This window comes from Allobosea sp. P5_A5, from assembly GCF_056400625.1.
This window is the reverse complement of record NZ_JBFUKY010000012.1, coordinates 1-13184: the sequence shown is the minus strand read 5'-3', so window position 1 is coordinate 13184 and position 13184 is coordinate 1. Positions and strand designations below refer to the sequence as shown.

Here is a 13184-nt window from a genome sequence, read left to right as displayed (position 1 = left end):
GCGGGTCAATCGGTCGCCGGCCAAAGCCGCCGGTCAGGAAAGCGATGCCGGCGGATCGATCCAGCCGATATTGCCGTCACCGCGGCGATATACGATGTTCATGCGGCCATTGCCAGCATGGCGGAAGACGATCACCGGCGAGCCGGTCATGTCCAGTTCGGCAACTGCATCGCCGACCGTCAGGCTGTGCAGCGATTTGGTCGATTCCGCGACGATGACCGGGTTGTCACCAGCGGAATCGCTCTCGATCTCTTCGAGATCGTCGTCAGGCGCCGCGATCACATAGCTGGGGATTTCGATGCCGTCGCCACGAGCGGGCGTGCCCGAGCGATCCTTCAGCCGGCGCTTGTAGCGCCGCAGGCGCTTCTCGATCCGCTCTGCCATCTTGTCGAGGCTGACATAGGCATCATGGGCCGTGGCCGAGGCTTCCAGGGTGATACCCGACGACAGGTGGATCACCGTATCCGTTCGGAAACCGCTGCCATCCTTGTCGACCGTGACATGGCCCTGATAGCCGCCTTCGTAATATTTCGAGACGGCTGCAGCGACCCGGGTCTCGGCCTGGCCACGCAAGACTTCGCCGACGTCGAGATTCTTGCCGGAGATTCGCAAGCTCATGGAGTGCTTCCCCTTTTCAGTCGTGGCCGAAGCGCGGCCACCAACAGGAGCTAAGAACTGCGAGTCCGGTCTGTCAATGAGCGATCACGGTCATGACGACATGCGCTGCGACTTTGGAACAAAGCCGTATCAGCGACCCGCATGGGCCATCGCGACCTTCTCGCGGCGGCGCTCCATGGAAGAGGGAATCCTCAGCGATTCCCGATATTTCGCGACGGTCCGACGGGCGATATCGATGCCGCCGGTCTTGAGCCGGGCGACGATGGCATCGTCGGAAAGCACATCCGACGGGATTTCGTCGTCGATCATCTGCTTGATGCGGAAACGCACGGCCTCGGCCGAGTGGGCCTCGCCATAGCCGGTGGCCGCGATTGCCGCCGAGAAAAAGTACTTCATCTCGAAGACGCCGCGCGAGCAGGTCAGGTATTTGTTCGAGGTGACGCGCGAGACTGTGGATTCATGCATGCCGATCGCCTCGGCGACCGTCTTGAGGTTCAGCGGCCGCAGATGCTCGACGCCATGGGCGAAGAACCCGTCCTGCTGCCGCACGATCTCGCTGGCGACTTTCAGAATGGTGCGCGCCCGCTGCTCGAGCGAACGGGTCAACCAGTTCGCCGTCTGCAGGCATTCGGCGATGAAGGTCCGGTCCTCGTCGCTGCGCGCCGCCCTGGTGACACGCGCGTGATAGGTTTGGTTGACCAGCAGCCGGGGCAATGTCTCAGGGTTGAGGTCGACCAGCCAGGAGCCGTCCGGCGCAGCGCGGATGAAGACGTCGGGGACGACGGTCTCGGCCGCCGAACCGCCGAAAGCCCGGCCGGGCTTGGGGTCGAGCCGGCGGATTTCCGCCACCATGTCGGCGACATCCTCGTCATCGACGCCGCAAAGGCGCTTCAAAGCGGCGAAGTCCCGCTTGGCGACCAGCGGCAGGTTGGCGACCAGGATCTGCATCGCCGGATCGAAACGGTCCCTGTCGCGTAGCTGGATCGCCAGACATTCGGCGACATCGCGCGCCGCGATGCCGGACGGATCGAACCCCTGTACGATACGCAGCACCCTCTCGACGCGCTCCGCTCCAATCCCGAGCCGACCGGCAATGTCTAAAAGCGGCTCGGCGAGATAACCCGCGTCGTCGACGGCGTCGATCAGATGGCGGCCGATGATGCGCTGCGCCGGGTCCGTCACCGCGAGATCGAGCTGCGAGGCGAGATGGTCGTGCAGCGAGAGTTCGACCGTCAGCCCGCTTTCGAAGCCTTCCGGCCCTTCATCGAAGGAGCCGCCTGACGAGCCGAAGCTGCCGCCGACGATCGGCAAGCTCTCGGCCCCTGCAGTTTCGATGCGCGCGGGGCTCGGCTGCTCCGACGGGAAGACGTTGTCGAGCCCGGTGCCGAGCCGCTGCTCCATGCCCTCCTGGGTGTTGAGGCTTTCCGCCTTCGCGTAGCTCTCGGCGTCGGCTGCGTGTCTGCTTTCCGACAATTCCGCCGCAAAAGGCGTCTCGCTCGACTCTTCCCGCTCGAGCAGCGGGTTACGCTCCAGCTCGCCTTCGACGAAATTCTGGAGTTCGAGGTGCGAAAGCTGAAGAAGTTTGATCGCCTGCAGCAGTTGCGGCGTCATCACCAGGGACTGTCCCTGGCGCAACTCCATGCGCGGCATCATCGCCATCTAGCGAACGGCCCTTCTACAGGCGCGCCACTGCGGCACGCTTCTTGCTTGAAAGGCAGCCTAGCCTTGGTTCAGCGCGGCGTCAAAGGCAATGCGTGCGAGATCGTCCGGCCGGTTAACGGGCCGCGGCGAGATGCATCTCCGCTACAGCCTGAAATCCTCGCCGAGATAGACCCGGCGCACATCGGGATTGGCGATGATCTCGGCCGGCGAGCCCTCGGTCAGCACCCGCCCGGAATGGATGATGTAGGCCCGGTCCACCAGACCCAGCGTTTCACGGACATTGTGGTCGGTGATCAGCACGCCGATCCCACGATCGGTCAGCTGGCGGACCAGCGCCTGGATATCGCCGACTGCGATCGGGTCGATGCCGGCGAAGGGCTCGTCGAGGAGAATGAAGGACGGCTTGCCGGCGAGCGCACGGGCGATCTCGCAGCGGCGCCGCTCACCGCCAGACAGCGCGATCGAAGGCGCCTTGCGCAGACGCGCGATGCTGAATTCCTCGAGCAACTGGTCGAGCTGGCGCTCGCGCGCCTTGCGGTCGGGCTCCACCACTTCGAGCACCGAACGGATGTTGTTTTCGACCGAAAGGCCGCGGAAGATCGAGGCCTCCTGCGGGAGATAACCGATGCCGAGCCGGGCGCGCTGATACATCGGCAGGCCGGTGATGTCGTTGCCCTCGAGCGAAATTACGCCGAGATCGGCGGCAACCAGCCCGGTGATCATGTAGAAGATCGTCGTCTTGCCGGCGCCGTTGGGCCCGAGCAGGCCGACCGCCTCCCCCTGCCGCAGCGAAATGCTCGCATCGGCGACGACGGCACGCCCGCCATAGCTCTTGCGCAGGCCCGAGACCGCCAGAACGCCCGGACCGCCGATCGCGGCAGCTGTCGCACGAGCATCGCCCGGGCGCGGCTTGGCGACGTCGCCCCTGCCGCTGAACAGGCGACCAAACAGGCCGGGTGCCTTGGCTGTCGGTGTCTTGGCAGCCGGTGTCTTGGCAGGCCGGGGAGCGCCATTGGGCTGCGGGCGCGCCTGAGACGGGGTCGTGCGGGGTGGGGGCGCGGATACGGTCACTGTGCTCGTGCGGATCTGAGGACGATCAGTTGGTCGCTGGCTTGCCGGCGGGCGGCTTGGTGCCGGTCTTGGCATCGGCCTTGTTGGCATCGCCGGCATTGGGGACGAAGAAGCCCTGCACGCGCCCTGTCCGATTCTCGACATTGGCGACACCAGTGACGGTGTTGTAGGTCAACTTCTCGCCCCGGGTGATGTTCGGCCCGTCATTCAGCGCGACATTGCCGGTCATGATCACGACATTGTTGGCGCGATCGAACTCGGCATTGTCAGAGGTGGCGGCCTGCGTCTTCGAGACGACGGTGACCGGCCCCTTGCACAGGATGCGCTTGATCGAGGAATCGTTACCATTGGGAGCTGCTGGCGCCGCAGCCGGCGTCGCGGTCGCAGTGGCCGGCGCGCCATTGGCGGCCGGCTTGGCGGCACCCTGACCGCCGCGTCCTTCATAAAGCACGGTCATGATCGTGCAGCGCACGGTGGTTTCACCCTGCACCGCCACGACGTTGCCGGTGAAGACCGCCTTGTTCTCCTTGTCGAGAACATCGAGCTTGTCGGCGTCGATCTTGATCGGCTCCTTGCTGTCGCCGCCGAGACCGCCGAGCGCGGATGAGCTGCCGCCGGCCTTCTGCCGGGCTTGGGCGTTCGCCACATCGGGAACCGTAGAGATAACGAGGCAAAAGGCGGCCAGCAGCGCTGCGCCGCAGGCCTTGGCAAACGGGGAGATGCGGAGGGGCGCGCTCATTTCACTGCCTCTTATCGTTGGCGGGCTGACCTTGCGAGGCCGCCGGCGCATTCCGGTTCGCGTTCAGCAACTCCGGCATCGGCGTGCTGCCTTCGCGCTCCGGGCCGGCAAGCGTTCCAGCCGGCGCGTTCTTGATCAGCACCCGCACCCGCCCTTCGAACGCGATCAACTCACCGTTGTTCTTTACGTCCAGCGTGTTCGCGTCAACCGTCGTCTCGTCCATATGGACGTTGACCGGGTCCTTCGAAACCACCGTGCCAGTCTTGAAGTCGACATCGGCGGTTTTCATGTTCATGTCGTGACCGGTCTCGGTGCGGATCTTCACGTCGTCGACGAGTTTGAGCCGCTCCTTCTGGGTATCGAACAGGCCGGACCGGGCGTTGACCGTGACCCAGCCCTCGCGCTCCATCTGGAGGCGGGCCGTCAGGGTCTGCAGCTCGATCTGCGTCGGGTTCTTGATCTCCTGAAAGGCGTTTTCCGCCGTTACCAGATAGGGCCTGTTGTCCTTGCGATAGCCGGCGAGCCTCGGCGTCTCCATCCTGACCTTGCCGCCTGTGATGCCGACGGAGCTGACCGAGACGCTGGCGACCTTGCCGCGCAGCGGGTTCAGGAACGGCACCACGATGAGCCCGGCCACCGCGACGACCGCCACGACGGGAATCGTGCGCCTGAGCAGCTGAACGAAACGGGTATGGCGTCTGGCGGCGGCAAACACGGCCTGGCGCCGGCGCAGATGCGCCTCCAGCTCGCCGGCCGAGTCAGTCAAGGTCATCGCCAATGTCATGCCCCGCGCAATGGCAGTCGCTCACGGCTTTTGTTTGTCGCCGGACGAACCGCATCGCGCCCCCGCGCTGCTCGTCGCAATGCAGACTGACGCCGAAAACCTTCAAAATTGTCAAGTGTGGGCAAAGATATCCGTCTCGTCCCAGCCGGCAAGGTCGAGCTCGGCGCGGGTCGGCAGGAAATCGAAACAGGCCTTCGCGAGATGGCTCCGGTTTTCACGGGCAAGCGTTGCCTCCAGCTTGCGATGCAGCGCATGCAGATGCAGCACGTCGGACGCGGCGTAGACGAGCTGGGCCTCGCTCAGCGTCTCCGCACCCCAGTCGGAGGATTGCTGCTGCTTGGACAGATCGATGCCGAGCAGTTCGCGCACCAGATCCTTGAGACCGTGGCGATCCGTGTAGGTGCGCGTCAGCTTGGAGGCGATCTTGGTGCAATAGACCGGCGTGGTGACGACGCCGAAGGCATGGCGCAGCACCGCGATGTCGAAACGCGCGAAATGGAAGAGCTTCAGCACGGCCGGGTCTTCCAGCAGCCGGATGAGGTTAGGCGGTCGCGGGCCGTCCTTCGGAATCTGCACGACATCGGCGCTGCCGTCGCCGCGCGAGAGCTGCACCACGCAGAGCCGGTCGCGGTGCGGATTGAGGCCGAGCGTTTCGGTGTCGATCGCGACGCTGGCTCCGGCCTCGTAGCCGTCCGGGAGATCGCCGCGATGGAAACGGATGGTCATGCTCGAACCTCATGAGGGCCGCCGGAGCAGCCCAAGCTTCCTCGGCGCATCCAGCGATGCCGCCTCTGATCAACGCCAGCTCGCAGCTAGCTGACAGGATTTCTTCCATCAAGTCATTTCCGAGCCGGCACAAGGCCGGAGGGGTGCATTAACCCTTTATTCACCATGAGCTTCAACGAAGCGTTAAGACATGCGACAAGGGCAGCACCGGAGTTGCCCATGTCCCTGTTTCGCCTGCTCTGCGATTTCGATGGCCGCATCGGCCTGCGCCCCTTCTGGATCGGCAGCGCGGCTGTGGCGCTCCTGCTCCTCGGGGTTCAACGGACCGCGCCAATCCTTTTCGACCGCGACACGGCCTATTTCATCGTTCATTTCGCGGGCGCCTTCGCCCTTTTCCCGTGGGCGGCTTTGGCGGCCAAGCGGGCGAGCGATCGCGGCGGATCGTCGTTGTTCGGCATCCTGCTGATCTGCGCGATCGTGCTGCCGGAGCAGTTGCGCCCCGTTCTCTCGATCGGCTGGCGGCCCTCGCTGGAAGCGATCGCGACGATCGCCTGGGTCATCGCCTTCGTCGACCTCGGCCTGATGCCGGCGGCACGGCCGGAGGAACCCGCGCTTGCGGCTGTCACCGCCGGTGCTAAAGCGGCGGAATGACGAGCCAACCGACCGCCCTCTCCGCCCTCGATTTCAATCCCGCCGACCCTGTGGCGCTGACGCAAGCGCTGGTGCGCTGCGCCTCTGTGACGCCGGTCGAAGGTGGTGCACTGGATCTGATCGCGGCAGCGCTGAAGTGCGAAAGCTACGGGGTGCATCGCCCCGTCTTTAGCGAGCCCGGCACGCCCGATGTCGAGAACCTCTACGCCCGGATCGGAACCGAAGCGCCGCTCTTCGTGATAGCCGGCCATAGCGACGTCGTGCCGGTCGGCAATGAGGCCGCCTGGACGCGCAGCCCCTTCGCCGGCACGATCCAGGACGGCATGCTCTATGGACGGGGTGCCTGCGACATGAAGGGGGGGCTGGCCAGCATGATCGCGGCCGCCATCCGCTATCGCCGCGAGAACCCGACGGCGCCGGGCTCGATCGCCTTTCTGATCACCGGCGACGAAGAAGGGCCCGCCATCAACGGCACGGTCAAACTGCTGAAATGGGCTCATGAGCGCGGAGAGCGCTTCGACCATTGCCTGCTAGGCGAGCCGACCAACCCGACCACGATGAGCGACATGATCAAGATTGGCCGGCGGGGCTCGCTTACCGGCACACTGACGGTTCAGGGCAAGCAGGGCCATGTCGGTTATCCGCATCTGGCCGATAACCCGATTCGGGGGATGGTCCGGCTGTTGGCGGCGCTCGACGCAACGCCGCTCGACGGCGGCACCCGCCATTTCGATGCGAGCAATCTCGAAGTGACGACACTCGATGTCGGCAATCCCGCGACCAACGTCATTCCCGGTCAGGCGAAGGCGGTGTTCAACATCCGCTTCAACGATACATGGACGCCCGAGACGCTGGCGGCCGAGATCGAACGGCGCCTGCGCGAGGCAGCCGGAAACATGGTCCGCTACGAGCTTTCGTTCCAGCCAACGAACGCGGTCGCCTTCCTGACGCAGCCGGGGCCCTTCGTCGCGATGGTCGCCGACGCTGTCGAGGCGGAAACCGGCAAGCGCCCGGCCTTGTCGACGACCGGCGGCACCTCGGATGCGCGCTTCATCAAAAGCTATTGCCCCGTCGTCGAGTACGGCGTCGTCGGCAAAACCATGCATCAGGTCGACGAATGCGTCGCCATCTCCGATCTCGAAGCGCTGGAACGGATCACGCACCGCATCCTGAGCGCCTATTTCGCGGTAAATTAGGCGCGTCCGCCGGGTCCGGCAGCCGTTCAGTAATCCACGCCGGCAAGATAGAGCCCGCAGGAGGGCGCCAGCGCCGCGCATTGCGCCCGCTCGCGCGCCACCAGAATCTGCCCCATCCTGGCTTCCGGCCAGCGGCCCATCCCGACCATCTTCAGGCTACCGACGATCGAACGGATCTGGTGGTGGAGGAAGGAGCGGGCATGGGCATAGACCACGACCTCTGCCCCCTCGCGCACCACGTCGAGCCGGTCGAGGGTGCGCATTGGGCTGTTGGCCTGGCATTCGGCGGCGCGGAAGGTGGTGAAGTCGTGGTGGCCCAGCAGCGCCTTGGCCGAGCGGTCCATCGCCTCGTGATCGAGCTTCACCGGAACGTGCCAGACTCGGTGCTTATCGAGCGTCGGCGGCGCGCGCCGGTCCAGGATGCGATAGAGGTAATAGCGCCGCCTGGCCGAGATGCGCGCATCGAAGTCGGCCGGCACGATCTCGGCGCTCAGTACGCCGACCGGCACCTGTTGTTTCAGCCGCGCATTGGTGGCATCGCGCACGACATCGGTACGCCAGTCCTTGGCGATGTCGACATGCGCGACCTGATGCGTCGCGTGGACACCGGCATCTGTCCGGCCCGCACAATGCAGGCGGACCGGGTGGCCGCAAAAGGCTTCGATCGCCTCCTCGACGCTCTGCTGCACCGACGGCCCATTGAGTTGGCGCTGCCAACCCGAAAACGGGGTGCCGTCATATTCGATCACGAGCTTGTAACGCGGCATCAGGGCCGCCCGGTGGTTCGTTCGAAGCGGATCGCGGGCAAGGGCGTCGGGTCCTGCTAGAGCTTGTCGCCGGCGACCAGGCGGGCGCCGCGCAGGAACTCCGCCCCGCTCATCGGAGCCTTGCCGGCGCGCTGCACCTGCAGCAGCTTCACGGCGCCTTCCGCGCAGGCGACCGTGCCTTCATCGTCCAGCAATGTGCCGGGCTCGGCCGCGCCGCCGGCCAGCGCGGTTCGAAGAACCTTCAGTCGTTCGGGCCCCTTGCCGAGATCGATCTCGGCAAAGCCGCCCGGAAACGGCGAAAGCCCTCGGACCAGATCATGCACCTGTCGTGCCGGTCGATCCCAGCTCAGCCGGGCTTCGGCATTGGCGATCTTGGCGGCATAGGTCGCGCCCTCGCTCTGCTGTTGCGTGAAGTGCAGGCCGCCACGGGCCAGCGCCGCCAGGGCCCGCACCATCAGATCGGCGCCCAGGATACTCAGCCTGTCGTGAAGTTCGCCGGCCGTCATGTCGGGGCCGATGGCGAGGCGCTCGGCCATGCCGACCGGGCCGGTATCGAGCCCGGCTTCCATCTTCATCACGCAGACGCCGCTCTCGGCATCGCCCGCCATGATCGCCCGCTGGATCGGGGCGGCACCCCGCCAGCGCGGCAGAAGCGAGGCGTGCACATTCAGGCACCCCAGCTCCGGCAGGTCGAGGATCGCCTGGGGCAGGATCATGCCATAGGCGACGACGACCGCGACGTCCGCATCCTGCGAGGCGATGATCTCCGCCTGCTCCGGCGTCTTCAGCGTCGCGGGCGTGAATACTGGAATGCCGAAGCGCTCGGCAGCGCGATGCACCGGGGAAGGCTTCAGCTCAAGGCCCCGCCCCGCCTGCGCCGGAGCCCGCGTGTAGCACGACACGACCTCATGCCCCTGGCCGACGATCTCGGTCAGCACCGGGACGGCGAAATCGGGCGTGCCCATGAAGATGACGCGCAAACTCATACGCTCGACTTTACCTCACATGCGGCATCGGGCCGGCGGCCCTGTCGGCCGCTCAAGCCGCGCGTTCGCGCTTGGCCGCCTTGGCGAATTTCTTGGTGACGCGCTCGCGCTTCAGCCGCGAGAGATGGTCGATGAAAAGCACGCCGTCGAGGTGGTCGATCTCATGCTGCAGACAGGTCGCGAGCAGGCCGTCAGCCTCGATCTCCCGCGTCTGTCCATCGAGGTCCATGAAACGGACCTTGACCGAGGCCGGCCGCTCGACTTCCTCGTAATACTCCGGAATCGAGAGGCAGCCCTCCTCATAGCTGGCGACTTCGTCGGAAGACCAGGTGACCTCTGGATTGATGAAGACCTGCGGCTCCTTCGGCACCGCCGGCTCGCCCTCGGGAGCCGGCTTGGCGAGGTCGATCGTCACGACGCGGACCGGCTCACCGATCTGGATGGCGGCGAGCCCGATCCCCGGCGCCTCGTACATCGTGTCGAACATGTCGTCGACGAGCGCGCGGATCGTCGGCGTGACGCTCTCGACCGGCTTCGAGACAAGGCGAAGCTGGGTGTCGGGCAGGATGACAAGCGGGCGAATGGCCATGGTTTTCCGCGCGAGAAAATCTGAACAGCGGGCGACATAAGCATTTGTGGGCAAACGGTCAAACCGTTCCACTTTCGTTCGCCAGTCGGAGGAGAATCGGCTAGCGTCGGGCCATGAACGCGATCGCCTTCACGCTGCTCGACCAACCCGTCACCTGGGCGCAGGCGCTGTTCGGGTTCGGGGCAGCCACCATCCTGCTGCTGGCCCTGACCGCGATGGCAGCCTGGCGCGGCGGACGCAATCGCGCCGTCGAAGCGGCGATGGCCGCCGAGCGGGCCCGCGAAATGGACGACAAGGTCGCGGAGATGAACCGCGCCCAGGCCGAACTCTCGGGGCGGCTGCAATCCATGGCGGAGATTCTCTCGACACGGCAGGGCGACCTTGCCCGTCTCGTCGCGGACAGGATGGACGGGCTGCGCCAGCAGGTCGGCTCCGGACTGGAGCGCAATGTGCAGCAGACGACCGAAAGCCTCGGGAAGCTGCAGGAGCGGCTGGCCGTGATCGACACGGCGCAGAAGAACCTCACCGACCTCACCACCGAAGTGGTGACGCTGAAGGACATCCTCGCCAACAAGCAGGCGCGCGGCGCCTACGGCCAGGGCCGGATGGAAGCGATCATCCGCGACGGGTTGCCGGCCGCGTTCTTCTCGTTCCAGCCGCAGCTGTCCAACGGCCGCCGGCCCGACTGCATGGTGACGCTGCCGGGAGACGGGCGCGGGCTTGTCATCGACGCCAAGTTCCCGCTCGAGAGCTTCACGTTGCTGAAAGAGGCGCGCGGCGAAGAGGCGCGGAAAGCGGCCGGGCAACGCGTGCGCAGCGATGTCGGCGTCCATGTGAAGGACATCGCGGAGCGTTATTTCCTGCCGGGTGAAACGCAGGATCTCGCTTTGCTCTTCGTGCCATCGGAATCGATCTACGCCGATCTGCACGAGCATTTCGACGATGTCGTGCAGCGCGCGCATCGGGCGCGGATCATGATCGTCTCACCTTCGCTGCTGGCGCTCGCGATCCAGCTGATGCAATCGCTGGTTCGTGATTCGCGCATGCGCGAAGAGGCCCGCGTGATCCAGACCGAGGTCGGAAAGCTGCTCGATGATGTGCGGCGGCTCGGCGAGCGCGTGGACAAGCTCGACACCCATTTTCGCCAGGCGCAGGAGGATGTCGGCCAGATCAAGACCTCCGCCGGCAAGGTCACGGGCCGGGCCGAAAAAATCGGCGCGCTGGAATTCGACGACGAGGAGCCGAAGTTGCCCTTCGCGAAGGGGGCACAGCTCAAGGCCGCGGCCGAGTAAGACGCCGCGCGTCCTGGGTGCCGGCGGTTTTCGGAACCACCTGAGGTCGTATCATGGCGCGGCTCACGATCGGTGAAAACGGCGGTTTGATGCAAAAATGCGGAACCGCAGGATTTTTTTGGCCCAAATCCGCCTAGATGCAAGGATATCGCAACCTATTCTGATCGATATTGCACCGCAGCATAACTCTTTCTCCGGTGCAGTTTCCTGTCATGACGCCATCTGTCCGCTCCCTGTCCCTGAAGACGATGCTGATGGGCATCATCGGACTGCTGAGTTGCCTCGTTACAGCCTTCTGTGTCGGGGAGCTTTGGACCTCCTACCGCGCCTATGCCTCTGCCCAGGAGGTCAGGCGGCTGACGGTGATCAACGGCGATCTGTTCGCGGCCCTGCTCAACTTCCGCTCCGAGCGTGGCGATACGCCGACCGCGCTGACGCTGCCGCAGGACAAGAACAGCCAGAGCGTGGAGGGCGTCCTGTCTCGCCGCAAGGCGGTCGACACGGCCCTTAGCGCGGCTCTCGCGGCTCTGGCGGATGCGCCCTCCAACGAACTCAAGGCCCGCCGTACCACGCTCGATGCGTCCTATGGCGACATCAAATCCATCCGGACCGCTGTCGACACCGCGTTGAAGCAGCCGCTCGAAGGGCGTGACAAGGCTGTCGGCGGTCGCATTCTCGCGCAAGGCTCGACGCTGCTGGAGGCACTGGAAGCGACCACCAATGCGGTCGAGAACGAGATCCGCGCGCTCAATCCCGGTTTCGCCAACCTGGTCGCCGTTCGCGCCATGAGCTGGGCGGCCCGGGCGGCGGGCGGCACGGAGGCGGTCATCCTCAATCCGGCCGTGGCCGAAGCGCGCGCCCTGACAGCGAAGGATACGCAGGCGCTCATCGTTGCCCAGGCGCGGATGAACTTCGGCTGGGAGAATGTCCGCGCCATCGTCGGTGGCCCCAGCGCTCCGGGTGAGCTCAAGGACGCCGTCGCAAAAGCGCAGGCCGCCTATTTCTCAGGCCCCTTCAAAGCGGTCCACGATACGCTCGTCGACGAAGTCACCGGCGGCAAAATACCGACGATCGGTGTCATCGCCTGGCGCGATCAGGTCACCGCAGCGCTCGACCAGATCGCGGCCGTCACGCGCATCTCCATCGAACTGCTGCGGACGACGGCGGCCATGCAGGCATCCGGTGCGACCTTCGAGCTGGTGATGTATTGCGGGCTGCTGCTGCTGACGCTCGGCCTCGCCGCCGCCAGCCTGCGGCTGGTCTCAGCGCGGGTGTCGCGCCCGATCGTCGCCATGACACATGCGATGAAGACCATGGCCGATGGGGACCTGACGGCGGATGTGCCCCATGCCGACCGCAAGGACGAGATCGGCGCGATGGCGCATGCGCTCGGCGTCTTCAAGCAGAACGCCATCAAGGTCCGTGCGCTCGAGGAGCAGGAGCGGTCCGCATCCGCGGCACGTCTGGCGCGAGCGCAGTCGATGGAGGCTGTGGTCTCGGATGTGGGCGAGGTCGTGGCTGCTGCGGCGGCGGGCGATTTCTCGGCGCGGCTTCAGATCCAGGATGCCGATGCGCAGATGCAGAAGCTCGTCGCCGGCATCAACGAGATCAACGCGGTGGTTGACAGCGCGACGACGGAGTTTGCAGGCGCGCTGCAGGCGATCGCGGGCGGGGACCTGACCAACCGGGTGGAGACGGGCTATCGCGGCCGCTTCGCCGATCTGAAGGCGGCGATCAACGAGACGGTGGATCGTCTGTCCGTGACGGTCTCGACGATCCAGGTCACGGCGGGCGATGTCGGGCTGGCTGCCCGCGAGATCAACATGGGCGCCGACGATCTCTCGAAGCGCACCGAGGAACAGGCGAGCTCGCTGGAAGAGACCGCCGCCACCACCGAGGAGCTTGCGGCGAGCGTGAAGGCCTCCGCGCAGGGCTCGAAGGAGGCCGCGCGCATCGCCGACGATGCGATGCAGATGGCGCAGTCGGGCGGCGTCATCGCCGGCCAGGCGGTCGAGGCCATGGCCCGCATCGAGACGGCCTCGCAGAAGATCTCCGACATCATCCGGGTGATCGACGACATCGCCTTCCAGACCAACCTGCTGG

At 65.6% G+C, this 13184-nt stretch carries 13 protein-coding genes; 4 read left to right on the top strand and 9 right to left on the bottom strand.

Translation table 11 applies throughout. From position 1 onward, the window contains the following. Nucleotides 1-33: 33 nt before the first annotated feature. From hpf to AC1DR6_RS19565, 6 genes are all read right to left on the bottom strand, one after another. Nucleotides 34-618 (bottom strand): ribosome hibernation-promoting factor, HPF/YfiA family, encoded by a 585-nt coding sequence (gene hpf, locus AC1DR6_RS19590; protein ID WP_476830946.1) that lies wholly within the window; start codon nucleotides 616-618, stop codon nucleotides 34-36. A 129-nt stretch (nucleotides 619-747) separates the two neighbouring features. Further along, nucleotides 748-2277 (bottom strand): RNA polymerase factor sigma-54, encoded by a 1530-nt coding sequence (rpoN, locus tag AC1DR6_RS19585; protein WP_476830945.1) that lies wholly within the window; start codon nucleotides 2275-2277, stop codon nucleotides 748-750. Between the two features lie 144 nt (nucleotides 2278-2421). Next, nucleotides 2422-3450 carry an LPS export ABC transporter ATP-binding protein gene (lptB, locus tag AC1DR6_RS19580; protein ID WP_476830944.1) on the bottom strand — a complete coding sequence of 343 codons (1029 nt, stop codon included), beginning with the start codon at nucleotides 3448-3450 and terminating at the stop codon, nucleotides 2422-2424. Further along, complete coding sequence (locus AC1DR6_RS19575; RefSeq protein WP_476830943.1) at nucleotides 3377-4090, bottom strand: LptA/OstA family protein; 714 nt, start codon at nucleotides 4088-4090, stop codon at nucleotides 3377-3379. The genes lptB and AC1DR6_RS19575 overlap by 74 nt, the downstream gene beginning before the upstream one ends. Before the next feature lies 1 nt (nucleotide 4091). Beyond that, on the bottom strand, nucleotides 4092-4862 hold the full coding sequence (lptC, locus tag AC1DR6_RS19570; RefSeq protein ID WP_476830942.1) for an LPS export ABC transporter periplasmic protein LptC: 771 nt from the start codon (nucleotides 4860-4862) through the stop codon (nucleotides 4092-4094). Nucleotides 4863-4985: 123 nt separating this feature from the next. Beyond that, nucleotides 4986-5600: a ribonuclease D gene (locus AC1DR6_RS19565; RefSeq protein WP_476830941.1), complete on the bottom strand. Its 615-nt coding sequence runs from the start codon at nucleotides 5598-5600 to the stop codon at nucleotides 4986-4988. A gap of 219 nt (nucleotides 5601-5819) precedes the next feature. Here AC1DR6_RS19565 and AC1DR6_RS19560 point away from each other — a divergent pair, with 219 nt between their 5' ends. Beyond that, entirely contained in the window at nucleotides 5820-6251 is a 432-nt protein-coding gene (locus AC1DR6_RS19560; RefSeq protein WP_476830940.1) for a DUF805 domain-containing protein, read from the top strand. Then, on the top strand, nucleotides 6248-7447 hold the full coding sequence (gene dapE / locus AC1DR6_RS19555) for a succinyl-diaminopimelate desuccinylase (RefSeq protein WP_476830939.1): 1200 nt from the start codon (nucleotides 6248-6250) through the stop codon (nucleotides 7445-7447). Before AC1DR6_RS19560 ends, dapE begins: the two co-directional genes overlap by 4 nt. Before the next feature lie 26 nt (nucleotides 7448-7473). On the opposite strand, the gene truA is transcribed toward dapE, so the two are convergent. Genes truA through def form a run of 3 tightly spaced genes read right to left on the bottom strand, consistent with a single transcriptional unit; the run spans nucleotide 7474 to nucleotide 9789 of the window. After that, nucleotides 7474-8214 carry a tRNA pseudouridine(38-40) synthase TruA gene (gene truA, locus AC1DR6_RS19550; protein WP_476830938.1) on the bottom strand — a complete coding sequence of 247 codons (741 nt, stop codon included), beginning with the start codon at nucleotides 8212-8214 and terminating at the stop codon, nucleotides 7474-7476. Between the two features lie 56 nt (nucleotides 8215-8270). Further along, nucleotides 8271-9200 (bottom strand): methionyl-tRNA formyltransferase, encoded by a 930-nt coding sequence (fmt, locus tag AC1DR6_RS19545; protein ID WP_476830937.1) that lies wholly within the window; start codon nucleotides 9198-9200, stop codon nucleotides 8271-8273. A 52-nt stretch (nucleotides 9201-9252) separates the two neighbouring features. Beyond that, the gene (gene def / locus AC1DR6_RS19540) at nucleotides 9253-9789 is read right to left on the bottom strand and encodes a peptide deformylase (protein ID WP_476830936.1); all 537 of its coding nucleotides are present in this window, start codon (nucleotides 9787-9789) and stop codon (nucleotides 9253-9255) included. A gap of 113 nt (nucleotides 9790-9902) precedes the next feature. Here def and AC1DR6_RS19535 point away from each other — a divergent pair, with 113 nt between their 5' ends. Beyond that, nucleotides 9903-11081: a DNA recombination protein RmuC gene (locus tag AC1DR6_RS19535; RefSeq protein WP_476830935.1), complete on the top strand. Its 1179-nt coding sequence runs from the start codon at nucleotides 9903-9905 to the stop codon at nucleotides 11079-11081. Between the two features lie 212 nt (nucleotides 11082-11293). Beyond that, on the top strand, nucleotides 11294-13184 hold a 1891-nt coding region (locus AC1DR6_RS19530; protein WP_476830934.1), incomplete at its 3' end, for a methyl-accepting chemotaxis protein.